This is a genomic window from Anabaena sp. 4-3 (genome assembly GCF_001597745.1).
GTDB lineage: Bacteria > Cyanobacteriota > Cyanobacteriia > Cyanobacteriales > Nostocaceae > Trichormus.
The window spans coordinates 29,714-54,666 of record NZ_LUHJ01000067.1; the positions used below are offsets into that span (position 1 = coordinate 29,714).

At 40.9% G+C, this 24,953-nt stretch carries 23 protein-coding genes; 14 read left to right on the forward strand and 9 right to left on the reverse strand.

Features of this window, described 5'->3' with window-relative positions; translation table 11 throughout:
• The first annotated feature begins 482 nt into the window (after positions 1-482).
• The gene (locus tag A3775_RS18370; RefSeq protein ID WP_066375565.1) at positions 483-1,499 is read left to right on the forward strand and encodes an SDR family oxidoreductase; all 1,017 of its coding nucleotides are present in this window, start codon (positions 483-485) and stop codon (positions 1,497-1,499) included.
• Between the two features lie 247 nt (positions 1,500-1,746).
• Entirely contained in the window at positions 1,747-2,226 is a 480-nt protein-coding gene (locus tag A3775_RS18375) for a DUF4383 domain-containing protein (protein ID WP_066375568.1), read from the forward strand.
• A gap of 105 nt (positions 2,227-2,331) precedes the next feature.
• Here A3775_RS18375 and A3775_RS18380 read toward each other — a convergent pair whose 3' ends face one another.
• Positions 2,332-3,582 carry an ABC transporter substrate-binding protein gene (locus tag A3775_RS18380; protein WP_066375571.1) on the reverse strand — a complete coding sequence of 417 codons (1,251 nt, stop codon included), beginning with the start codon at positions 3,580-3,582 and terminating at the stop codon, positions 2,332-2,334.
• Positions 3,583-3,791: 209 nt separating this feature from the next.
• Here A3775_RS18380 and A3775_RS18385 point away from each other — a divergent pair, with 209 nt between their 5' ends.
• Complete coding sequence (locus tag A3775_RS18385) at positions 3,792-5,201, forward strand: MFS transporter (RefSeq protein ID WP_066375574.1); 1,410 nt, start codon at positions 3,792-3,794, stop codon at positions 5,199-5,201.
• A gap of 120 nt (positions 5,202-5,321) precedes the next feature.
• Here the strand turns inward: A3775_RS18385 and accD are convergent, their stop codons facing one another.
• The 3 genes from accD to A3775_RS18400 all read right to left on the reverse strand — a co-directional run bounded on the left by accD (position 5,322) and on the right by A3775_RS18400 (position 8,035).
• Positions 5,322-6,272 (reverse strand): acetyl-CoA carboxylase, carboxyltransferase subunit beta, encoded by a 951-nt coding sequence (gene accD / locus A3775_RS18390; protein WP_066375578.1) that lies wholly within the window; start codon positions 6,270-6,272, stop codon positions 5,322-5,324.
• 570 nt (positions 6,273-6,842) lie between these two features.
• A complete protein-coding gene (locus A3775_RS18395; protein WP_066375582.1) occupies positions 6,843-7,652 on the reverse strand; it encodes an A24 family peptidase in 810 nt (269 codons plus the stop codon).
• Between the two features lie 116 nt (positions 7,653-7,768).
• A complete protein-coding gene (locus A3775_RS18400; protein WP_066375585.1) occupies positions 7,769-8,035 on the reverse strand; it encodes a hypothetical protein in 267 nt (88 codons plus the stop codon).
• A gap of 58 nt (positions 8,036-8,093) precedes the next feature.
• Here A3775_RS18400 and A3775_RS24395 point away from each other — a divergent pair, with 58 nt between their 5' ends.
• Positions 8,094-8,300: a hypothetical protein gene (locus tag A3775_RS24395; RefSeq protein ID WP_156481675.1), complete on the forward strand. Its 207-nt coding sequence runs from the start codon at positions 8,094-8,096 to the stop codon at positions 8,298-8,300.
• A gap of 10 nt (positions 8,301-8,310) precedes the next feature.
• Here A3775_RS24395 and leuB read toward each other — a convergent pair whose 3' ends face one another.
• Positions 8,311-9,396 carry a 3-isopropylmalate dehydrogenase gene (leuB, locus tag A3775_RS18405; protein ID WP_066375588.1) on the reverse strand — a complete coding sequence of 362 codons (1,086 nt, stop codon included), beginning with the start codon at positions 9,394-9,396 and terminating at the stop codon, positions 8,311-8,313.
• 397 nt (positions 9,397-9,793) lie between these two features.
• Between leuB and A3775_RS18410 the strand changes: the two genes are divergently transcribed.
• The 7 genes from A3775_RS18410 to A3775_RS18440 all read left to right on the forward strand — a co-directional run bounded on the left by A3775_RS18410 (position 9,794) and on the right by A3775_RS18440 (position 18,237).
• Positions 9,794-10,654, forward strand: coding sequence for a mechanosensitive ion channel family protein (locus tag A3775_RS18410; protein WP_066426172.1), 861 nt, complete (start codon positions 9,794-9,796; stop codon positions 10,652-10,654).
• A gap of 306 nt (positions 10,655-10,960) precedes the next feature.
• Positions 10,961-11,911 (forward strand): ABC transporter ATP-binding protein, encoded by a 951-nt coding sequence (locus tag A3775_RS18415; RefSeq protein ID WP_066426174.1) that lies wholly within the window; start codon positions 10,961-10,963, stop codon positions 11,909-11,911.
• Between the two features lie 23 nt (positions 11,912-11,934).
• The gene (locus A3775_RS18420) at positions 11,935-13,845 is read left to right on the forward strand and encodes an ABC transporter permease subunit (protein WP_066426176.1); all 1,911 of its coding nucleotides are present in this window, start codon (positions 11,935-11,937) and stop codon (positions 13,843-13,845) included.
• Positions 13,846-14,130: 285 nt separating this feature from the next.
• Entirely contained in the window at positions 14,131-15,804 is a 1,674-nt protein-coding gene (locus A3775_RS18425) for a hypothetical protein (RefSeq protein ID WP_066426178.1), read from the forward strand.
• 119 nt (positions 15,805-15,923) lie between these two features.
• The gene (locus tag A3775_RS18430; RefSeq protein ID WP_066426180.1) at positions 15,924-16,682 is read left to right on the forward strand and encodes an ATP-binding cassette domain-containing protein; all 759 of its coding nucleotides are present in this window, start codon (positions 15,924-15,926) and stop codon (positions 16,680-16,682) included.
• A complete protein-coding gene (locus tag A3775_RS18435) occupies positions 16,679-17,311 on the forward strand; it encodes an ABC transporter permease (protein ID WP_066375598.1) in 633 nt (210 codons plus the stop codon). Before A3775_RS18430 ends, A3775_RS18435 begins: the two co-directional genes overlap by 4 nt.
• Positions 17,312-17,328: 17 nt before the next feature.
• Complete coding sequence (locus tag A3775_RS18440; protein ID WP_066426182.1) at positions 17,329-18,237, forward strand: glycine betaine ABC transporter substrate-binding protein; 909 nt, start codon at positions 17,329-17,331, stop codon at positions 18,235-18,237.
• A 231-nt stretch (positions 18,238-18,468) separates the two neighbouring features.
• Here the strand turns inward: A3775_RS18440 and A3775_RS18445 are convergent, their stop codons facing one another.
• Both A3775_RS18445 and A3775_RS18450 read right to left on the reverse strand, forming a co-directional pair.
• The gene (locus tag A3775_RS18445) at positions 18,469-18,984 is read right to left on the reverse strand and encodes a GNAT family N-acetyltransferase (protein WP_066426183.1); all 516 of its coding nucleotides are present in this window, start codon (positions 18,982-18,984) and stop codon (positions 18,469-18,471) included.
• The gene (locus A3775_RS18450; protein WP_082803785.1) at positions 18,985-19,296 is read right to left on the reverse strand and encodes a DUF1778 domain-containing protein; all 312 of its coding nucleotides are present in this window, start codon (positions 19,294-19,296) and stop codon (positions 18,985-18,987) included.
• Between the two features lie 123 nt (positions 19,297-19,419).
• On the opposite strand from A3775_RS18450, the gene ggt reads away from it, so the two are divergent.
• Positions 19,420-21,204: a gamma-glutamyltransferase gene (gene ggt / locus A3775_RS18455; protein ID WP_066426190.1), complete on the forward strand. Its 1,785-nt coding sequence runs from the start codon at positions 19,420-19,422 to the stop codon at positions 21,202-21,204.
• Positions 21,205-21,238: 34 nt separating this feature from the next.
• On the opposite strand, the gene A3775_RS18460 is transcribed toward ggt, so the two are convergent.
• Entirely contained in the window at positions 21,239-21,505 is a 267-nt protein-coding gene (locus A3775_RS18460) for a hypothetical protein (RefSeq protein WP_066375879.1), read from the reverse strand.
• A 362-nt stretch (positions 21,506-21,867) separates the two neighbouring features.
• A complete protein-coding gene (locus tag A3775_RS18465) occupies positions 21,868-22,446 on the reverse strand; it encodes a DUF1802 family protein (RefSeq protein WP_066375612.1) in 579 nt (192 codons plus the stop codon).
• Between the two features lie 80 nt (positions 22,447-22,526).
• Here A3775_RS18465 and A3775_RS18470 point away from each other — a divergent pair, with 80 nt between their 5' ends.
• Both A3775_RS18470 and A3775_RS18480 read left to right on the forward strand, forming a co-directional pair.
• Entirely contained in the window at positions 22,527-23,486 is a 960-nt protein-coding gene (locus A3775_RS18470) for an aldo/keto reductase (protein ID WP_066375615.1), read from the forward strand.
• A gap of 648 nt (positions 23,487-24,134) precedes the next feature.
• Positions 24,135-24,848, forward strand: a complete 714-nt coding sequence (locus A3775_RS18480; protein WP_066375620.1) for a hypothetical protein — start codon at positions 24,135-24,137, stop codon at positions 24,846-24,848.
• The last annotated feature ends 105 nt before the right edge of the window (positions 24,849-24,953 follow it).

Consider the following 24,953-nt stretch of genomic DNA (forward strand, 5'->3'; position numbering starts at 1 on the left):
TAATGTTCCACCTGGGTTCTCTTCTGTGTCTGCGCTGAATCAACACAAATATACCTCCACTTCATCTGCTATCAACCTGATTGTAGCGATGCGTGGTGAGTAAATTGTGCGGAAATTCTGTTAGTAAAGTATTACTCTCAATTGACTCACAGCTATGAATATCAACAATCGAATAAATTTTAATTCCTTGCTAAAGTATGAATGTGTTTCATATTATGCCCTTTCTTTAGATAGAGGTGAAACTAAATCAGCTAGGTTAAGTTTTACTCATTAGAACTGGTTCACACTCAAAGTAATAATAGCTCCTAAAGATATATTTTAGGAGCTTTATTTAATGTTTGATTTCTCAAAAAAACTCAGTAAACTTCTGTTACCTGTTCTCTATTCCCTTTTTAATAATAAAATCGGATTCCTATATGTGAAAAATATGATGGCAAGCGATTTGTTACTGAATTATTAATTAACTTAAAGGAGTAGCATCTATGCAACTCAAACCAATCAATCAGCAAGTTGTTTCTGTGGTTGGGGCTTCTAGTGGTATTGGTCGTCAAGCCGCTTTACAATTTGCTCAACGGGGTGCCAAGGTAGTTGTCTCGGCTCGTAGCCAATCGGGATTAGAATCTTTAGTGGAGGAAATCCGAGGCTTTGGGGGTGAAGCGAGTTATATAGTTGCCAAGGTGGAGGTATTTGAAGAAGTCCAGGCGATCGCAAATCAAACTGTAGAACTTTACGGTAGACTCGACACCTGGGTACACGTTCCGGCTATAGGTTTATTTGCCACCTTTGATCAAACTACCCCAGAAGAATTTAAACACGTGATTGATGTGGATTTGATGGGACAGGTATATGGGGCAATGGCAGCACTTCCCCATCTCAAACGTGAGGGCAGGGGGGCATTGATTCATATTTCTTCAATGGAAGGTAGGCGATCGCTACCCTATCAAAGTGCCTATTCTGCCGCTAAACACGGGGTTGAGGGCTTTGTGGAAGCCATGCGTTTAGAATTGCAACATGAAAATTGGCCTATCAGTGTCACCAGTATCAAACCTGCCGTAATCAATACTCCATTCTGGAATAATGGTTTAACAAAGTTAGGTGTCAAACCTGTCGGGATACCCCCTTATTATGATCCTCGGTTGGTAGCTGATGCCATTTTGTATACAGCCGAACATCCAACCCGTGACTTTTTAGTTGGGGATGCGGCTAAAGTATTAGATGTGTTGCAGAGGCTGTCACCAGGGTTAGTAGATTCATTTTTATTACGTGTTGCCTTCTCGATGCAACGCAGTTCTGAACCCAAATCAGCCGATGCACCAAATAATTTTGATCAGCCGGTTGCAGAAGAAGACAGAATAGACGGTGATTTTAGCAACCGAGTTATACCCAGTATTACTGATGTGTTAGATAAAAATCCCTTGCTGCAATGGGGGGCGATCGCTACCGGGGCTATCTTTGTATTACTGGCAGTTCAAACATTCAAACAAAAAGGTAGTATCTAAAAAATATTTATTTCCAGACTTAATACTGTCTTTTGATAGAGTCAAATCTCCACAATTTGAGTTGAATAGTAAGTGTTGTCACCCATTTTTTTTAGAGACGCGATCAATCGTGTCTGTAAATGCTCGTGTCTGTCAATCATCCATATTTCTGACAGAAGAATTCAGCCGCAAAATAAATAGCTCATGCTGAGATTCTAGCAGCAATTAGTAAATTTTGAAATTGCATACACCAGGGAGAAAATAGAATATGCAAAACATCAGCACAGCAAAAATGACAGAACGTTACTGCGCTTTAGCCATCGGAGTTATCTATTTACTGTTGGGTTTAGCCGGATTCATTCCCGCTTTTGTTTCATTACCAGGAACAACTGCATCTTATATTCCCGCCGATGTTGCTCCTACCGCCTACGCTGCTGGATTTGGTTATATCTTTGGTTTATTTCCCACCAACTTTTTACATAACTTAGTACGTTGTGGTGTAGGATTGTGGGGCATAACATCTTACACAAGTGCTAGCAGTAGTCGAATATTCAATCGGGCTTTTGCCGTTGGTTATATAGTGCTAGCAATCATGGGATTATTACCCTTTGCCAAAACATTTTTCGGCTTAATGCCCTTGTTTGGTAATAACGTTTTGATCAATGCCTTATCAGCGATCGCTGCTGGTTACTATGGGATTATCATACCAGCCAAAGTAGCCGGTGTGAATGTCTCACAAAACATTTAGGAAATGGGGTGGGGACTCTTGACTGGGGATTGGGTAAAAGTTCTTCTCCCCGGTTCCTCCGCTTCCTCCGCTTCCTCCGCTTCCTCCGCTTCCTCCGCTTCTTCTCTATTTCAAGGCTTCAATCTGCTGATTAGCTTCATATTGCGCCCGCAACATAGCCTGTTTTAATGGCTGCTGCCCTAACAAAGCACTGATAAACTGGTTATCAAAATTATCCACAATCGGGGCTGGATGTTTACCAACTTGCCAAGGTGTAGCATAATTAACACCAGCAACTAAAGGCGACCTGAGCAACTCTTGGTCATATCCTAACTTTTCGGCTACTGATTTGCGAGTTGGTAAAGCAAACCCTGTTCCTGTCCATTTCTCCATTCCCACCTTACCTGTGAGATAAGAAATTAACTCCCAAGCTTCAGCTTTATGTTTTGACTGCTGATTCATCACGTAGGCAACAGTAAAAACCATCGTGCCTTTTTTATGATTAATAGTTGGGATTTCTGCGGTAGCAAACTCCAGTTGAGGAAAGGTTGCTTGTAGGTAGGGAATTGTCCAATTACCTTCAATTACCATTGCTACCTTACCCTGTCCAAACATTTCACTACCTGAGTTTGTCCCCACATCGGATTTTTGGGCGGAGGAACGATCTAGGCGATATTGGTCTATCACTAACTGTAAACCCTGTAAAGCTTGCTGGCTAGCAAATGCCGCATCACCGTTTGAGTCAACGACTTGTCCACCAAAGGCTTTAATTTTGTAAGCTTGACGGGCTAATTCTGGCATCTCTCCAAAGCCATATTTGTTGAGTTTACCTGTTAATTGTTTTGAATAAGCGCGTAGTTCTTCCCAAGTAGTTGGCGGAGTGTTTAACCCAGTCGCCGCAAAGGCTTGTTTGTTATAGAATAACGCCAAGGTGGAATAGTCTTTGGGTAGACCGTAGATATGATTTTGATACTGAAAGCTGTTTAATAAGGTGGGTTCAAAGTCTGCTAGGTCAAAAGCTGGGGTAATGTAATTATCTAGAGGTGCTAAGACATTCTGACTCATCAAGAAAGGAGCTTCTAGCGCGTCTAGATAAAATACATCTGGCGCGGCTTCTCCAACCAAGCGAGTTTTGATCACATCCATGTATTGATCAGAAATTACCTCATATTTCACCTTGATGTGGGGATGTTGTGCCTCAAAGTCTTGCAGAACTTGTTTTAATAATTTTTGCTCTACTGGTGAACCTCCCCATCCACTGAGTTTCACGGTGATGTGACTGGGTGGAGAGGTTGGGAATTGTAGACTATGGAAACCAATAATCAAAATAGCGATCGCGATCGCTATTCCCCAAAAATACCAAACTCTTCTTTTCATCACAATCACAATCCCGATATCTCTAACATAGCGGGATGTCAACCATTCAACGCTATTTTGTAACTAGGGATTGATATTTAACTCTTGTGAAGTTTTGTTGAGAAATGTAAGGTAAAATATCGAAGAATTGCCACCAAAGCTATTGAGTGTAAACTAAATAACTCAATTAATTAACTTATATTGGGGTGTTTTACCCATAAATATTATCTATGGATTCGGTTCAGGTTGAAACAGCTTCACCTCTAATTCTGGAACTTCCCCAGATTAGTCAGCCCCAAGCTATACTCACTCCTACCCCTAAATCTAGCACCCGATTTAATAAAAATGCGATTCGCACCAGTTTAAAAGCTTCAACTACCGATGCGGTGTTTGCGGCAATTTTTTCGTTGGCGACTGGGGGAATTTTGCTGAGTAATTTCTTGGTAGAGTTAGAGGCTAGCCCGGTAGTGTTTGGGATGATGTCTTCAATTCCCATGCTAGTAAATCTGGTTCAGCCTTTGGGTGCTTATTTGTCTGAACGTAGCACCAGCAGATTTTACTATTCTCTACAGACGTTTGGCATTGCTCGGCTGTTGTGGCTAATTTTATTGCTGGGGGTTGTTGGTTTTAGTTGGGGATGGGTGAATTCCCAACAATTAGTCATATTGACTTTGTTAATTGTCTTTGTGACTCACCTGTTAGGGGGGTTGGGAAGCGCATCTTGGTTAAGTTGGTTAGCCATGATAGTTCCCCGACAGTTGCGAGGGAGGTATTTTGGTGTACGCAATAGTGCGGCTAGTCTGACTAATTTGGTGTGTGTACCTGTAGCGGGGTTGTTAATTTCCCATTGGTATGGCGGTACTCTGCAAGGTTATGGTGTCGTGCTGTTGGTGAGTATCGTTTTTGGTATTCTCAGCTTGGGATGTCAGTATTTCAAGATAGATATTAATCCGCAAGTGCAGAACAATATTGTTCAGTATCCACGCGAGCAAGTGGAAAATAGCAATACAGCTAAATCTGTCACGACAACTGAGACTACAGCAGAAACCGCTACTAGCAGTCTGTGGAAAAATTCCAACTTTTTGGTGTTTCTGTTTTACTCTGCCTTGTGGATGCTAGCAGTGAATCTCAGCGCACCTTTTTTTAACTTGTATATGCTGGATACGCTGCATTTGGATGTGAGTTGGGTAACGCTTTATGCTAGTTTGCAAGCGGGAGCCAATATGCTGATGATGATGTTGTGGGGTAAGTTAGCAGATAAAATTGGCAATCGTTTAATTTTGATTTTTATTGGTGTGTTAGTAGCAGTCACACCATTTTTATGGTTAGGGATAGATACTAATAACTTGGACTTATGGCTGTGGTTGCCAATATTACATATTTTAACTGGTGGGAGTTGGGCAGCTATTGACTTATGTAACAACAATATGCAGTTAGAAATTGCCCCCATCAAAAACCAGTCACTTTATTTTGCGATCGCTTCGGCTGTGGCTGGCTTTAGTGGTGCTTTAGGCACAACTATCGGCAGCTGCATCGCCCAATTTGCTCAACATGGCGGTTTATTGGGACTATTTGCGCTTTCGGGAATGTTGCGCCTAGTGGCTTTAATGCCGTTGGTATTTGTGCAAGAGGAAAGTTAGGGACTGGAAGGGACTGGGGACTGGGTATTGGGGATTGGGTACTGGGGACTGGGAAATAATTTCTACCTTGTCTACCTTGTCTACCTTGTCTACCTTGTCTACCTCATCCCCCTCATTTCTTTACTCAGCAGCTGTGGAACTAAGACTCATTGTCTCCCACAGCACCATAGGGGGGGCGGTGGGGATGGGTTGATGTAAAGCAATGAGTTTTGCTAAGGTGTTCTTTAATTGGGTACGGGATACAATGTCATCCACAAAGCCGTGCTTGAGTAAGTCTTCCGCCGTTTGAAAATCTTCTGGTAGTTTTTCTCTCAGGGTTTGCTCAATCACACGCCGACCAGCAAAACCAATTGTGGCTTTTGGTTCTGCTAAAATAATATCGCCCAACATGGCAAAACTAGCGGTAACGCCGCCTGTGGTGGGATTGGTTAATACAGGAATGTAAAGTAATTTAGCATCACGGTGACGTTCTAAGGCGGCGGAAATTTTCGCCATCTGCATGAGAGAAAGCATACCTTCTTGCATTCTCGCGCCGCCGGAGGTGCAGACGATAACTACAGGGTAACGTCGTTGGGTGGCTTGTTCAATGAGGCGGGTAATTTTTTCGCCGACGACGGAACCCATACTACCGCCCATGAAGCGGAAATCCATCACGGCGAGAGCAACTGGTAAGCCGTTGATTTGTCCTAAACCGGTTTTAACTGCATCCAGTAACCCCAGTTTTTCTTCCATTTCCCGCAGGCGATCGCTATATGGTTTGCGATCGCGAAACTGCAAAGGATCAGTAGGCCGCAGATTTTCATCCATTGCCCTCCAAGTGTTTTGATCTATCAACTGGCGGATGCGTTCATCACTATCCACACGATTATGATGTCCACATTCCACACACACCATCTGATTGGCTAACAGGTCTTTAGTATAGGTCAAGACACCACACTTAGGACATTTATGCCACAGTCCATCAGCAATCTCACGTTCTTGACGTTCTAGATTTGTGGTTCCCGATTTACGTCTATTTGCAAACCAATCAAATAGAGACTTTAAACCGCGTGATTCTTCGTTGTTTGCCATTTTTATCTTATTCAAGTGGGTACGAGGTCGAAAACAGGTCAAGTAGTTCTGGAAAATTATTTATCTTAGTCCTCAGTCATTACTGATTCACTATTGATTATCAATCCTTAACTCTTGACTCCATCGCCAAACTACGCTTATAAGCAATTCAGACCTAATTTTGCATCTTTGGTTGCCAGCTTAACGAAAATACTGATACCAATACAAGTCTCTTGTTCGTCTCATCAGGAGAAATGTATTAGCAAAATCAAAAACACTGGAATACCAACCCCAAAACAGGATGCTTTTCCCCAACCCCCAGCTTGAAGTCTTGCCCCTAAGATTGTTATTGGTGTCGCTAGTTGATGAGCAGTCAGCATCTAAGTACATTTAGTTATGCGTGCTAACAGGTACTTTTTGTTTAGAGGGTGATACTGGTTACAAGCTAATATTACCAAACTGTCAAGCGTAAATGGGGTAATCAACGTTACAGTCATCAAAAATTTAGGGTGCTAATTATGGGGATTAGGCACTCGAAGGGATGAGGTAAAGGTTCTTTTCCTCCGCTTCCTCTGCTTCTTCCTGACGCTTCTAAAAAAATAATCGCAGGTAAGCAGATAAAATCGCTTCGCCACCCAAGAGGGTGAAGAATGCGCCACTAGCTAAAAAGGGGCCAAACGGTATTTTTTGCCCCCATTTGCGTTGGGAAAGCATAATTGCGCTGATACCTACTACAGCCCCTAACGTACAGGCGATAAATCCTGCTAAAAGTAAATACTTCCAACCTAGCCAAGCACCCATCATCGCGGCTAGTTTGGCATCTCCTGCACCCATTGCTTCTTTTTGCAGGAAAATACCGAGAAGTGCGATCGCCTCAAACAACCATAAGCCTAACACAGCTCCTACTATGCCCATCATCAAATGTTTGATGACTCCGGCAACGCTAGCTTCAGTCAAATAACCCACTACCATTTGAAAGATTATCCCCAACACCAACCCCGACTTAGTAAGGGCATTGGGTAAAGTCATAGTATCTAAGTCAATCAAAGATAATGCTAATAACCAACTACAAAAAGCCCAATATCCTATAGTGAGTATCGAAACGTGAAATAAAAAGAAGATGATCACAAAAATTATCCCTGTTACCGCCTCTACCACTGGGTAACGCAGAGAAATCTTACTTTTACAATAACGACATCGCCCTTTTAACCATAGCCAGCCCAATACAGGCACATTATCATAAGCTTTTAGCTGGTTTAAACAATGGGGACAACGGGAAGGCGGCCAAAGAATTGATAATTTTGCAGGTAATCGATAAACTACAACATTGATAAAGCTGCCAATAGATGCACCCAAGGCGAAGACAATCATACTCGCCAGGGCTACTAACAAATTATCCATATATTTATTTGTCACAAGTCCTGAGTCATTTTTCGTCTATATTGCCCACTTTTTCTAGAGTAAGTTCACTTTTACTCCCAACTAACGACTAATGACTGATGACTAATAACTAATAACTAATACATATGAGATTCAATTTGGCTCAACGGCACAAAACACTCTTGAGGTAAGAGAACTGGTTGGTTAGTAAAAATCACCTTACCCCGGAGATTCACCCGATTGATTGCCACTCCTGACGGCTGGCCTGCTATTTCTGGGTGTACTTCGCAGTGGGTGTAGTAAATTTGCCCCGCAGCTCTGATGATAGCAGGATCAATCAAAGGCGATTGATTTCTGGGAGCAGTAAAATTAGCTTTTACCTGTTCTTGTCTTAAAGCGTACACTATATTTCTGCGTAGTTGCTATATTTGCTTCTAGTTTAGCTGAAACTGTTAGTAAAGGTTGCCAATTTGGCGCATTGTATTAAAAAATTCTCGAACCATTGTAGGAACTGGGGATGAGGGAGATGAGGAGGATGAGGGAGATGAGGGAGATGTAGCTTGCTTCTCTTACGAGACGCTACCGCGAACCCGCAGGGTGGGAGATGAGGGAGAAATTATTTCCCAGTCCCCAATACCCAGTCCCCAGTCCCCAGTCCCCAATGACTAATAACTAATGACTAATGACTAATGACTTTAATTAATGATTCACCCATAGCCCGACAACCTACGAGATTCATGCCTTCAGACATGATATCGCCGGTGCGATCGCCTTGTTCTAAAACTTGTAACACGGCTTTTTCAATTTTGTCTGCGGCTTGGGGTTGATCTAAGGCGTAGCGTAACATCATCGCCGCACTTAAAACTTGGGCTAGGGGGTTAGCTTTATCTTGTCCTGCAATATCTGGTGCAGAACCGTGGACTGGTTCAAACACTCCAGGGCCAGAAGCACCCAGACTAGCAGAGGGTAACATCCCTATACTACCTGTGAGCATAGCGGCAGCATCAGAAAGGATATCACCAAATAAGTTCCCGGTGACGATAGTATCAAACTGTTTGGGAGCGCGTACTAACTGCATCGCCGCATTATCGACGTAAAGATGGGTGAGTTCAACATCTGGGTATTCTTGAGACAATTTGATCATGCGATCGCGCCACAGTTGTGATACTTCTAATACATTGGCTTTATCGACTGAGCAAAGTTTCCCCCGACGTTTCCGTGCAGTTTCAAATGCTACCCGCCCAATCCGATCAATTTCGGTTTCTGTGTAAACCATTGTATTTACACCACGTTTCTCACCTGTCTCGGTAGTAAAAATCCCCTTGGGTTTACCGAAGTAAATTCCTCCGGTGAGTTCGCGCACCACCATAATATCTACGCCTTCCACTACTTCCTTTTTCAAGGTGGAAGCATCAATTAATTGTGGTAAAATCTGGGCTGGACGTAAGTTAGCAAATAGTTCCAAACCTGCACGCAATCCTAATAAACCCGCTTCTGGACGTTGATGAGATGGTAGGGAATCCCATTTATAACCACCAATAGCGGCGAGTAAGACAGCATCACTGTTACGGCAAGTTTCTAGGGTAGCAGCTGGCAAAGGTTCACCTGTCGCGTCAATGGCTGCACCACCAATTAAGGCTTCTTGAAAATCGAACTGAATATCAAATTGCTTACCTACGACTTTTAGCACTTCTACCGCCACCGCCATAATTTCGGGGCCAATACCATCGCCAGGGAGTAGGGTTATACGGTAGTTCTGAGTCATAGTTAGTTTTTATGCGGTAAATGTTTGTAGATTAAATATCATACCTAGCAAGATGTACAATTTTAATTTTTAAACGCTCCAGGGGCGCGGAGGTAGGCTAGGTGCAACAGTTGAACTATGAGAGTCAAAAATTTCTTCTCTCATACTCTTACTCTCTGCGTCTCTGCGTCTCTGCGTGATATAAATTCATACTGCCACTCAGCAACGCCCGAAAATTAGCTAAGAATAAATCTCAATATCTTGCCAAAGACCTAAATTACAAAACCTATCTTTAGAAAGAGGTGGGTTTATATACGGATTTACACCATTATGACAAGTACCAAAGAATAGACTGTGAGTCTTGTTTGGGTTTGATTCTTTTGTCTTGTCTGTAAATGTAAACCTAGAGAAAAATTTTATGGATTTAACTGCTTTTTGGCCAATTACTCTGACTCTTTTAACTCAATTTGTACTCAGGCTGCTGGGTGCGATCGCTATCTGGCTAATTGCTCAAAGATTGATTGATTTTGGTTTGAAATTACTGCGGCGAACTTTCCGCAACCAACAGGTTGAACCAACATTAATCAACTATTTAATGAATATCCTTTCTGTGACGCTGAGAATTATTTTGATTGTCGCAATTCTCGGCTTTTTTGGGGTTGAAACTACTTCTTTTGCTGCTTTGTTAGCTGCGCTTGGTATCGCCATCGGTGCAGCCTGGAGTGGTTTATTAGCTAATTTTGCTGCTGGTGCTTTTTTAATGATTTTTCGACCCTTTAAAACGGGTGATTTGATATCAGCCGCAGGTGTCACCGGAAAAGTTGCAGAAATTGGACTGTTTACCACCACTATCAATACACTTGATAATGTGATGACGATTGTGGCTAATAACAAAATATTTTCTGACAATATTGAGAATTTTTCCGCTAATGCTTACCGTCGGGTTGATTTGACGGCACAATTACATCATGATGTCAATCATAACGAAGCAATTAGACTTTTAAAGCAGCGAATTAGCCAAATTCCCAATGTGTTGAATAATCCTGCACCTGATGTAGAAATTCTCAGCTTTAACCTAGCAGGGCCAGTATTAGCTGTGCGTCCCTATTGTCATAATGAAAATTATTGGCAAGTTTATTTTGACACGAATAAAGTCATCCGCGAAACTTTTGGGGAGGCTGGTTATCCAATTCCAGAACAACGCTACGCATTTAGTAATATCCCTTCTGGAGATGGTAGTAAGCCTTTTATCCCCTCTGCATCTCTCAAAAGTTCGTAAAGCAGTCGGTATTTTCCAAATTAATTATGATATGGGTTTAGACTTTTATCAATGATTAATTTGATGAGAAATATATCTATACTGTAGGGGTTTTGCAATACTAAACCCCTACAAAACTGTTTTGACATGAATCACATTTGGTGTTTCCTGTCAATGGTTAAGTCCTACTTTTCTCAAAATTAGTTGATAATACTTATTACTTAGGTCAATTTTGCTATATTCAGTTACATTTTCCGAAACGAGCCTGACGAAAGCTGTAGAGAGAGGTTACGTTAGAGTTTAAACAACAGCCGCACCTCAGCAGCTATGGTAAAAGAATTAGCAATTCGCACTTGTGGCTTAACTAAGCAGTTTGAACGGCACGTAGCTGTTAATAATATTGACTTAGAAATTCAAGCAGGTGAAGTCTATGGACTTATAGGGCCGAATGGCGCAGGAAAAACGACTCTCATCAGGATGTTGGCAGCAGCTGAAGAACCAACTACTGGTGAGATTTATATTAATGGCGATCGCTTGCGTCGTGACAAGAGTAACCCCACTCTCAAACGTCGTCTTGGCTACCTACCTGATGATTATCCTCTGTATGAAGATTTAACTGTCTGGGATTATTTAGATTATTTTGCCCGTCTTTATCGTCTGCGTGAACCACGCCGCACTCAACGTTTATACGAAGTTTTAGAACTCATTCAACTGGTTAATAAACGTAACAGTCTAATTTCCACACTGTCGCGGGGAATGAAGCAGCGTTTAAGTTTAGCAAGGACTATCATCCATGAGCCAATTTTACTGCTATTAGATGAGCCTGTTTCTGGACTTGACCCCATCGCCAGGATGCAGTTTCGGGAAATTATTAAGGCGTTGCAAGAAGCAGGGATGACAATTTTAATTTCTTCCCATGTTCTCAGCGACTTAGCAGAACTGTGTAGTTCTGTGGGCATTATGGAATTAGGTTTTTTGGTAGAAAGTGCTTCATTACAACAACTTTATCAACGGCTATCTCGTCAACAAATACTGTTAACAACCTTGGGTGATTTAGATGCACTTTTAACTGAGGTTAAACATCATCCTTGTGTAGAGGAGTGGGAGAAAATCCCAGGAACAAATAGCTTGCGGGTGAATTTTTCGGGGACACAGGAAGACTCTGCGGAATTATTGCGCTCTTTAGTTACATCAGGCATCCCTCTTACTGATTTTCATTCCACACAAGAAGATTTAGAAAGCATTTTCTTGAAACTAGGACACAAACAAGCATCTTAATTATTTAATTGGAGATTCTCCCGATGATGCAGAATTTAATCGACAAAATAGGCGAGTGGAATCCACAATTATTTAGAGAACTTAAAGGTCGCCTGAAGGTTTTTAATATCATCATTGCTGTTGGCTTATCACTGATTGCTCAACTGGGAATTTTCCTCTATCAATTGGGTGATTATCCAGGGGAAAAATATCCCATGTCGGGAACATACTGTAATTTGAGTACAGGTTATAAACAACGCCTTAACTCACTTTACCAACTAATTGAGCAAGTTCAGCAAAAAATTAACAGATATAGTGGTCAGCCAAACATTGAACCCGCGAAAATTCAGGCACTCAACACACAACTAACTAATTTAAAAGATGAGCAAGTTAATCTCAATAAGCTACTATATGATAAATTCTGCCCTACTGACCAAATAAATATACAATTGTGGTGGCAAGACCATTGGGAATATATATTTCTCAGTCTTAGCGTCATGTTTGTTTTTATCTTGTTAGTCGCTGGGACTTATTTACTCATCAATAATTTAGCCCAAGAAGAACGGCGTGGTACTCTCAATTTTTTACGCTTAACTCCTCAATCAGAGGTGAGTATTCTAACTGGCAAAATGTTAGGCGTACCAATTGTTATTTATCTCCTAGTTTTAACAGCCTTACCTTTACATTTGTGGGCGGGAATTTCTGCCAAAATCGCCTTGAGTCACATTCTCAGTTTTGATATAGTTCTCATCGCTAGCTGTGTTTTCTTCTACAGCTATGCGCTGCTATTTGGTTTAAACAGTCGTTGGTTTAGTGGATTTCAACCTTGGTTAGCTAGTGGTGTAGTGTTATTGTTTTTGTTCACCACTATGAACTTAGCATCATATAGCCCCTATATTCAGAATACAGCTACATGGTTGAGACTGTTAAGCCCCTTTGATATGATGGGTTATCTATTTGGTAACTTATTCCGTCACTACGATAAAACATCCCTTAACGAATTACAATTTTTCTATTTACCAATCGGTAAAAATCTTGTTGGTTTAGTCGGCTTACATCTAATTAATTATGGTGTCGGCATTTACTGGGCTTGGCAAGCACTAGAGCGTCGGTTTCGTAATCCCAATACGGCTATTATTAGTAAAGGTCAAAGTTACTGGTTTGTAGCTTGTTGTCAATTAGGATTTTGGGGATTTACTCTTCAATATTACCAAAATCATTGTCCCTACAATTATAATAGTCAACCCCCAAGTTGCTATTATGATTTAAACTATCAAATCGGGCAGAATTTACCGTTTTTGATTATGTTTAACTTGGCGTTGTTATTTAGTTTACTGCTAATTATAACGCCCCAACGTCAACAAGTGCAAGATTGGTCACGGTATAGTTATCACCCAGAAGCTAGCAACAGAAGTTTTTGGAATAGTTCCTGGTTTAAGGATGTTGTTTGGGGTGAAAAAAGTCCGGCTTTGATAGCAATGGCTATTAACCTGTTAATCATAGTTACACCTTTGATAGTATGGATTATTCTTGCACCTGTCTTAAATGTAAAACAGAGCCACACTATTAACTGGGTGAATGATATTGGCAGAATGAAAGCGATTTTAGCTGTAGCCGTATTTATTAGCATGATGATGATTTACACTACCATTGCTCAAATGATGCTGATGATGAAAACCTCCAGACGTAGTATTTGGGCAATTGGGACTATAGGCGCAGTCATGTTTTTACCACCCGCAATTTTAAGCTTTTTAAGCATTTCTCCGCTTGAATATCCCGCAGTTTGGTTATTTTCTACTTTTCCTTGGGTGGGGTTAAAAGATGCTGCAACCATCACAGTTTTTATGTCACTCTTATTTGAGGTAACTGTCTTAGCATTGTTGAATTTTCAACTCAACAAGCAGATAAAATTAGCTGGAGAGTCTGCAACCAAAGCATTACTAACCGCACGTTAATTATATTGTTTGTAGTGAGCGGCTCTAGCCCTCTGTTGGCAACAATACGGGAAGAAAAACAGGACTAAAGTCCTTACTACGAACTTAATTATCTTGTTTGTAGTGAGCGGCTCTAGCCCTCTCTTGCTAAAGATATGAGAAAAAACAGGACTAAAGTCCTTACTACGAACTTAATTATCTTGTTTGTAGTGAGCGGCTCTAGCCCTCTGTTGGCAAATACATAAGAAAAAAACAGGACTAAAGTCCTTACTACGAACTTAAGCAATTACCAAACGAGTTTTAACTATGCACACGAACTGGATAAGTCAACTCGGAGACTATAACCCCCAACTATTCAGGGAAATTAAAGGACGCTTACATAAACGCAATGTACTATTAGCAGTTACTACATCATTACTCACTCAGTTGGGAGTCTTTCTTTATTTTCAAAGTCTCTTACCCAATAGTGACAGTATCACGTATACCAATTACCATAAATACTGTACAGGTCAATATTTAGATATTTCACGAGAATGTCTTTTCGATGGTTTTGGTAATGTAATGATTAACTGGCCGTTATGGTTTCAAGATATATTTACCGGACTGAGTATTATTGGATTTTTCTCAATTCTAGTGGCGGGTACTTATCTCCTCATCAATGATTTAGCTACGGAAGAAAGACGTGATACTTTAAATTTTATCCGGTTGAGTCCCCAGCCACCCCAAAGTATTCTCTTCGGGAAAATGCTGGGAGTACCTATACTGATATATTTGGGTGTATTTCTAGCAATTCCTCTTCATTTGTGGTTAGGTTTAAATGCAAACCTTTCTCTAATCTCGATTTTCGGCTTCTATATAATTGTCATTACTGCTAGCCTGTTTTACTTCAGTGGTGCGCTATTATTTGGCTTAATTGGTTCTTGGTTAGGTGGGTTTCAAGCTTGGTTGGGGAGTGGTGCAGTTTTAGGTTTTCTCCTATTCACTCAGCAATCATTGAAAGATGAAATCTCATTTAATTACCCATTTGTAATTTTAAAGCTGATTAATCCCTATTATTTTATTCCTCAATCTAGGGGGTTAACGTTAGATAATTTTAATTGGTTTGTTCTACCATTAGGAAATAATTGGTTAACCATCATTGGTTTTGCTGTAGTAATTCACTTGTTGGGGGCTTATTTTATCTGGGAATCATTGCAACGTTGTTTCCGCGATCGCAATGCTACTATGTTAAGTAAGCAGCAGAGTTATTTACTGACTATCGCGTTTACAATTATCACTATCGGCTGTGCTAATTGGTCAAAAGTCGTCTTTGGTATTGGTAATATAGCTTCTGCCATGACAGAAAACATGGCTTGTCTCATGTTTCTGAATTTGTGGTTATTCTTGTATTTAATTGCGGCTTTGACTCCCCATCGTCATACTTTACAAGACTGGGCGCGTTATCGTCATCTGGCTTCATCGCCGACAGGAAAGCGTCAGTTAATGCAAGATTTAATTTGGGGTGAAAAAAGTCCGGCTGTAGTGGCGATCGCTCTGAATGTTATCATCTCTATTACAGGTTTGAGTTTATTTACTCTTGTCTCTACTACCGACATATATACCAAATTCAACATCTTCATATCCTTAATTTTTGCTGGTAGTCTCGCTGTTATCTATGCAGTTTTAGCGCAGCTACTTTTAATGATGAAAAATGGACAAAGGCTATTTTGGACTAATGGTATTTTGGGTGCTGTGATTATTTTGCCAGTCGTTGCTTTAGCTATGTTGTTTTCCTATCCCGGAAACCAAACTTTTTTATGGCTATTTTCTATTGCTGCACCTCTTATAGTTTTGTATCCATCAAGCGGTGCATCAGCAATGACGGCTTTTTTGGCTATTATGGGACACGTGGGGATTTTGGGTTTATTTTTGTTCCAAATGACTCGCCAGTTAAGGAGGTTGGGAGAGTCGGGTACGCGGGTTTTATTGGAAAGAAATTAAACGCGGAGGGGCGCGGAGGTTCACGCGGAGGTACGCGGAGTGGTAAGATTTGGGGTGAAGTGTGAGGGTAGTTTGTAATTATTCGTGTTTGTTTTAATTACGAATTACTATTTAATGTAATGTCACAACATAACTCAGTTGCGATTCAATTCTGTGATGTTAGTTTTAGCCGCAACCATCGTCCTTTGGTGTCGCGGTTAAATTTTGCTATTCATCGTGGGGAAGCTTTAGTATTATTGGGGCGTAGTGGTAGCGGTAAAACTACTACTATGAAGTTAATTAATCGTTTGTTCATACCCACTCAAGGTGAGGTATTATTTGATGGTGTGCCGACAACTCAGTGGGATGAGATTAAGCTGCGGCGAAAGATTGGTTATGTGATTCAAGAAACTGGTTTGTTTCCTCATTTCACTGTAGAAAGAAATGTGGGTTTAGTTCCTAGTTTAGAAGGTTGGCAACCTAAACAAATTAAAACACGGGTTTATGAATTATTACATTTGGTGGGTTTAGAACCTGCACAATTCGCTAAACGTTATCCTCATGAGTTATCGGGGGGACAAAGACAGAGGGTTGGTGTTGCTAGGGCTTTAGCGGCAGATCCGCCTGTATTATTAATGGATGAACCCTTTGGCGCACTTGACCCCATCACACGCTTAGAATTACAGCAAGAGTTTAGACGGTTACAGCAGGAATTAGGTAAGACTGTGGTTTTTGTCACCCATGATATTCAAGAAGCTTTTGTTTTGGCATCGAGAATTGGTTTAATGTATGGCGGAGAATTGGTAGTATTAGGAACAAAGGATGAATTTATGCGATCGCAGCATCCCGAAAGTTTAGCTTTTCTGCAATGTCTGCGTTCACTGCAAGACAATTTATGAAAGATTTCTTTTTGATTAAGTACGCACCGGAAATTTTACGACACACCCTAGAACATTTATTTTTGGTGGGTGTTGCTATTAGCATTGCTATAATTATCGGCATTCCTTTAGGAATTTTAATCACCCGTCAAACTCAACTACGTCAGCCTATTTTGGGTGTGGCTAATGTTCTGCAAACAATCCCCAGTTTAGCATTATTTGGTTTATTAATTCCTGTCCCGGTTATTGGTGGAATTGGTGTTGTTCCGGCTATTGTCGCCTTAACTTTATATTCGCTGCTGCCAATCATTCGGAATACTTATACAGGTATTACAGGGGTAGATGCTGCCATTCGGGAAGCTGGGCGAGGGATGGGGATGACAGATAGACAATTATTATTACAGGTAGAGATTCCCTTAGCAATGGGGGTGATTTTGGCAGGGGTAAGAGTGGCGACAGTTATCGCTATTGGTATTGCGACTATTGCAGCAGCAATTGGTGCAGGGGGTTTAGGCGTGTTTATTTTTCGGGGAATTGCAGTTGTCAATAATCAATTAATTTTAGCTGGTGCAGTTCCGGCGGCGGTGATAGCATTACTAGCTGATTTATTAATTGGATGGTTGGAGAAGAAACTCAAGGTTAAAAGTTAATAGTTGGGTGTAGGGTTATGAAAAGATTTTTGATATTTTTTTTATTATCCTTGGGATTAGTGCTAGTTATTGCTGGTTGTCAAACTAACCCAATCATTAATAGCGGTGACATTATCATAGCATCAAAAGACTTTACTGAGCAAGATATTTTAGGCGAACTTTTAGCCCAACAAATCGAAGACACGACTAATTTAAAAGTAGTGCGTCGCCCTCGCTTGGGTGGTTCTTTTGTCTGCCATCAAGCGATTACTGCTGGTAAAATTGATGCTTATATTGAATATACAGGCACAGCATTTACTGGTATTTTAAAACAAGCAGTAATTAATGACCCAAAAGTAGTTTATGAAAAACTCAAACAAGCATACTCTCAACAATTCCAGTTAGAAGTAATGCCGAGTTTAGGTTTTGAAAATACTTTTGCAATGATTATCAGGGGAGAAGACGCGAAACGTTACAACATTCAAACCTTATCAGAAGCAGCCCAATATACACCCCAATGGCGTGGCGGTTTCGGCTATGAATTTCTAGAAAGAGAAGATGGCTTTCCAGGTTTAGCTAAAACCTATAACTTAAAATTTAACAAACCACCCCAAATAATGGACTTAGGTTTAATATATCGCGCCTTAATTCAAAAACAAGTAGACATGGTAGCAGGTAACTCCACCGATGGACAAATTGCGCGTTTAGGTTTATTTGTTCTCAAAGATGATAAACAATACTTTCCCCCTTACGAAGCTACACCAATTGTCAGACAAGACACCTTAAAAAAATACCCGCAAATCCGAAAAGCCATCAATCAACTCACAGGAAAAATTTCCGCAGATGAAATGCGACAACTTAACTATTTAGTAGAAGGAGAACTACAAGACATTAAAGAAGTAGTACGCGAATTTCGTAAATCTAAATCCCTTCTAAATATCTCTTAAAAAACCTCTCTGCGCCTTTGCGTGAGGCAGAAAAATATTTATGCAAGAGGTCTAATATCAAATTAGATAACATAAACCACTATCTTAGGCACAATTAAAGTCATATCTTGCACCATTCTCAATAAGCTCCAGGCTATGCACACCCAACAACCTAAAACTCAGGTTTTGAACAACTTGCAAGTAATGCCTACCTACAAAAATTATCATCAAGGAACAGGTGCAAGATGTGTGTTAAGCAAACATTTCGGAGATAGTCTCCATCATCAGAAACAGTCTATGAGAATAGTTAGGAAACCTGATAAAATTATAATGCTCATAAAAAGAACGAGCATCATCATCTTTAGCTTCAACTATTACAGCAGTTGTGGCAATTTCGTTTTTTAGGCTGCGATAAAGTGCATCCATTAATAGCATTTCTCCTAATCCTTTTTTGCGATGGTTTTGATCCACAGCTAATCGACCAAGGAGTGTTGCAGGAACTATCGGATATTTTGGCAATTTTTTACTTATTTCTATGGGTAATTCTGCCAATTTAATACTTGTTGCAGAAAGTGTGTAGTAACCAGCGATGCTACCAGATTTTTTTTCAACTAACACAAAAGGAGCAGCTACACGCTTACGAGCATCCTGCCCGGCTTGCTGTTTTAAATAACGGTCTAGTTGCTCAACACCGCAACAAAAAGCCGCCCGGTCATGCTTTCCTAGCGGCTCTATGAAATAATCATCGAAACTATCAGATAAGGCCACTTACACACCCATGTTTTGTTTATAGCGTTGAGCAGCAGCACGTAGTTTTTCACTTGGTGCGGCTGGATTCAGTAGTGCTTCTACAAAAACCTCTTGGTCTTGTCTGCTTAAAACCATCATTTCATTTTCTTGAATAACCTCATTAGCAGCCTTGAGAACGCTACTAATGACAAAATCTGTGAGTGTTCGACCTTGAATATCAGCCGCACGCTGGAATAATTCTTTTTGCTCTTTAGTAATACGTGCTTCGAGGCGTTCAATTTTGGAGCTTGTGGAATTTTGTTTCCGGCTTCTAGCCATTGTGTTAGCCATGATAGCCTCTACTTATAGTTTTATTTTTGTACGGCAATTGTCCTTACAAATATACTAAACTATTCTCCAGAAATGTCAATAGCTATCTAACTCAGCTATATCTAGACTAAACAAAATAAAAAAATGCCCATTCTTCCTCAAACCAAACATACTGTATTTACCATCTTTTCCCTCACCCTTCTCTGCTACACCGAAATAGCATCAGCCACCATCAGCGTACCTTTACGCAGCAAAAAAGGCATGGTAGTATCTGCGAATTCCTTGGCGAGTGAAGCGGGAATCAAAATGTTACGCCAAGGTGGTAATGCTGTTGATGCAGCAGTCGCCACAACCTTCGCCATTTCTGTAGTTGAACCGTTTTCCGCCGGAATTGGTGGCGGTGGTTTTTTATTATTACGTAACCAGAAAACAGGCGAAATCAAAGCTCTAGATTTTCGGGAACGCGCACCCCTGAAAGCTACAAGAAATATGTACTTAGATGCAGAAGGTAAGGTGCGTCCGAATGCTAGTATCAAGGGTTATTTAGCAGTGGCGACACCGGGGACGGTGGCGGGTATGTATGAAGTTCACCGACGTTATGGTAAGCTGCCTTGGCAGGAAGTATTAAAACCTGCGATCGCACTGGCGGAAAATGGTTATATTATCAGTAATCAACTAACTTGGCGTTCACTTCCAGCCTATATCAATCGTGAGCAAGCAATTCTCAGTAACCCAGCCGCACGTAACATTTTCACCCGTAACGGCAAATTTTATCAACCAGGAGAAAGATTAGTACAGCGTGACTTAGCACGCACCTTAAAAATTATCGCCCACAATCCCCAAAGCTTTTACACTGGTAATATCGCCCGTGCGATCGCCAATGATATGGCAAAGAATGGCGGTTTAATCACTTTAGCAGACCTGAAAGCCTATAAACCCATCTGGCGAACTCCTGTATGTGGGAATTTCCGCCAAGCTGAAGTTTGTTCTATGCCACCACCTTCATCTGGTGGTGTATTGTTATTGCAGATGTTAAATATCATCGGTGATGCAGACTTAAAATCTTGGGGTTGGCATCATCCTCAAGCTTTACATCTGATCACAGAAGCGATGAAAATAGTCTACAGCGATCGCTCACAATATTTAGGTGATCCTAATTTTTTCCAAGTCCCCGTACAAGCATTGATTAGTCCCGGCTACGCCAAACAACGCCTTGCTGAGATTAACATGGACAAAGCCACACCCGCAAACCAAGTTAAGCCCATTGCACCCGAAATTTTACAACGCTTCAGCCAAGAAAAAATTCCCCACTGGCGACAACAGCAACTAAATGCAACTCCTCATGAGTCTCCCGAAACCAGCCATTTAAACGTTGTCGATGCAGAACATAACGCCGTCAGTCTCACATTTACTGTTAACCTCGGTTATGGTTCTGGGGTAGTGGTAGAGGGAACTGGTATTTTACTCAACAATGAAATGGATGATTTTGCCATTGCACCAGGAATACCCAACACTTTTGGACTCTTGGGAAACGAAGCCAACGCTATCGCACCCCGAAAAACCCCCCTTTCTAGCATGACACCTACAATCATCACCGAGAAAAATCATCTGCGGATGGTAGTAGGTGCGCCCGGTGGTAGCACCATCATCACTCAGGTATTGCAAGTTATCCTGAACGTGTTGGAATATGATATGGATGTTGGTGCAGCCGTGTCTGTACCACGCATACATCACCAGTGGTTCCCCGATGAGTTGCGAGTTGAGAGGTGGGGTTTAGATGCGTTAACTCTGCAAGACTTACGCCGTCGAGGACACAAAATTAAAGAAACTAATCCTTGGGGCAGTATTAACGCGATCGCTGTTACTGTTGATCGTAACTTAGAAGGCGCAGCTGACCCTCGCGGCGCAGGTTCTCCCAGAGGTTTTTAATTTACATAGCCAGACAAGGGCGAATGACTAATGACTAATGACTATTAACAATAGAAGACTCTGCATAGGCACAGTTACCAAATTCATTGGCGCGTGCGCTAGGAACTAAAGTCCAACCAGCTTTGAGTAATTTTTGATAAGTTGCCCAACCTTTGGAGCCGCCAGGAATCTGATAATCTGGTACTGAATATTGGGGAAAAGCTGTGTAAGGCCGCCAAGCTTGACTAGGTGAAACTTGCAGATATAAGATTTTGTCCCCATCACCGCTAGTCTTAGATATCCAGCACATTTGTCGTTGCATGGCAAACTCCTTTGCATTTAGCATATACTGCATATTGGCAGATTTTTGTCAATACTGCGTCCGCCTTGTGGAATAATTCTTAATCTTCCTGAAGTAGTCAACTTCCTGACAATATCAAGACGTACAATTACCTAAGTAAAAGTCCGACATTGAGATTGCTGATCAACAGCCTTATAGATAGATAGGTTGTGCAAATGTTTGTGCATTATTCTTATGCAAGAATAAGATTTTTTTAATGTTATCTGCTGATACTAAAAGTGTATGTATCAAGAGTTACTATTTAGACTTTTTTGAAGTTTTATTACAAAAAAAACGCTAATATATTATATAAACAAAGCTTGTATAGACGCGATGAATCGCCTCTAGTCGCCAATAATCGCCCTAATATCCTTAACTATCTCCAGATAATGCAAGTCAGACATCACAGGTTGAGAACCTTGTAGTTGCACAGGTGACTCAATATCAATCCATGACTTACACCCACCATACTGGGAACGATAGGGAATTTCTTGGATTTGGGGGAGTTGGTAAGTCCGCAGCAGGAGGATAAATAGGGGTTGCTGGGGTTTCCACTTCAGGCGATCGCTGATAAAATTTTCATTCCAGATATGAAAAGGTAATAACCTGCTGACAACTGACTGCTCACTCACTGGCAAAATATCAGTAATCTCAGCCCAACTGGTAATTTGCACCGTTTCTGGATGCCATCCTGATGGTACGGGATGCACAAGATTAGCATATTCCGTCTTGAGTAACAAAGGTTGTTGATGTTCATAGGTGGGATACAGCAAAACCCGTTGATGAGTCACTTGAAAACGGCCTTGCTTTTCAGCAATACCACCCTTACGCAACAACATAATAGTTTTACCAGCTTCTAAAGCCTGAATGGCAACAGCCCATTCTTTGAGGGTATGCACAGTTTGATTCAATTCCATCAGCATCTACTGTAACTCTGATTTTATTTTTCGCGAAGACCGTTAAAGTATAAAACTATCCAGGGATATGAATTGAGAGAACCTTTATGGAGAAGCGAAGACTGGGTACATCTGACGTATATATTACCCCCATCCTCATGGGAACTTGGCAAGCGGGTAAAAAATGGTGGGTAGGAATTGAGGATGCAGACTCAATTAAAGCTATCCGCGCCGCCTTTGAAGCAGGTATTACCACCATTGACACGGCGGAAGTGTACGGGGATGGACATTCTGAGCGCATTGTTGCGGAAGCTTTATCTGATGTACGTGAGCAAGTAGAGTATGCAACCAAAGTTTTTGCGAACCATCTTAAGTATGACCAAGTAATAGAGGCTTGCGATCGCTCCTTAACAAACCTCAAAACTGACTACATCGACCTTTATCAAATTCACTGGCCTGCTGGCTCATTCAATAGTGAGATTGTACCAATTGAGGAAACCATGCGCGCCCTCAACCACCTCAAAGAACAAGGTAAAATTCGCGCCATTGGCGTTTCTAATTTTTCCCGCGCCCAATTAGCACAAGCCGCCCAATATGGACGTATAGATAGCTTACAACCTCCATACTCCTTATTTTGGCGAAAAGTAGAAAAAGATGCCATGCCCTATTGCATAGAACATAACATTTCCATCTTGGCCTACTCACCCTTAGCCCAAGGATTATTAACCGGGAAATTTCCCCCAGGACATAAATTTGATCCAGAAGACAATCGCGCCAAAAACCAACTATTTCAAGGCGAAAACTTTCAACGCGCCCAACAAGCACTAGATAAACTGCGCCCCATAGCAGAGAACCATAATTCTACACTAGCTCAGTTAGCATTAGCTTGGTTAATAGCCCAACCCCAAACCAACGCTATAGCCGGTGCGCGTTATCCTGAACAATCCAAAGACAACGCCCACGCTGCGGAAGTTCAACTTTCCCCCGCAGAAATTGCCCAAATTGATACCATTGGTTGCATCGTCACCGACCATATTGATGATAGTTCTGGAATGTGGAATTGGTAGCCACTGCTGGAATTCCCAACCCTCCTTTTTTCAACCTCAACAATAAATCTTGTGGGGTGGGCATCCTGCCCGCCCTTATTACGTATCTACAAAAAATACTTATGGATCAAAATTTTAAGCGTTTATTGCAAACATCTACAAAATGTCAAGTTTAGTAAATTAAGGATTGCGAGCAACAAACTCGGTGCTAACTTAAATATCAAGACACCAAACAAGGCGAACCAAACTAAGGGCAAATGATTCGGTGTCTCCCATCATCAGCCCAAACAAATTACAGCATAATATCAGTAATGTGGCAAAAAGCCCTAAACAGGCCAAGCCAAATCCCAAAGCGGAAAAACGAAAATTGCTGGATTTGTTAGTTGTAATGTCCACCCTAGTTGTAAATTTGCTCAAAATCTTTTTTATTAAATTCAAAAATTTGAAACCTGTGAACTTTGAAAAACCTGGTCAACCCGTACCAGGTTTTTTGATGTTATAGTTGTCATATCTTGTACCATTTTTAATTAGAGTCAGGCGATGCACAGTCAACCGTAAAACTAAGCGTTTGAGGAACTCTTAAGCAATGCCCACCCTACAAAAATAGTCTGGCTGATTTTCTAGCAGCGAATAAAATAGAACAGCAATATTATCCTGCTAGAAACATATATGAAAAACAGTAATCGCTGTTGGCAGAATTTCACCTTAGCAACTTTAGTAGCTAGCCTTTCCTTATCCTGTGACTTCAACGTAGCGAGACAAGCCGAGCAAGTCAATGCTGTAGAACAACAAAAAACAGAAACCAAAATTAGCTACGGAGACTTAATTATTAAACAGCAGTCAGATTATTTAATGATTCCCGTAAATGTTAAAGAACAAAATTCAGATAAAGATAGTTTTTTAGACAAGACTCGTGATTATAAACGAGGTGACGGCTCATTATATAATCTAATATTTTATCACAAACAAGATGGGAAAACTCATCTTCTCCTTGATAAAAAAGCCGTCATCAATGCCTTTGAGTTAATCGAAACCAAACCACCAGGAAAGACACCCACAAGAGTTTTTCTTTATAAAATTATTGACCAAGATACCAACAAAGATAAAAAACTCAACCAACAAGATGCAGTCATTGGTTATATATCTGATTTGTCGGGAAAGAACCTTAAACAAGTCACCCCGAATAATACCAAAATGATAAATTGGGTTGTTCTTCCCAGTCAAAATGCAATTTTTATTAAAATAATTAAAGACTCAAATAACGATAATAAATTTACAACAGCAGATAAAACGAATTTTGTCAGAGTTAATCTTGAGCAACCGAGCCAAGGTATAGAAATTATTAGTGACCAAATCGAACAAAAAATTAATTCATTATTTTAAAACAATATGCTGGTTTGTAGTAAGGACTTTAGTCCTTATTTTCTCAAGACTTAAGTCCTTACTACGAACTGCTTTTGACTGATGACTTACGCAAGTGTCACATAA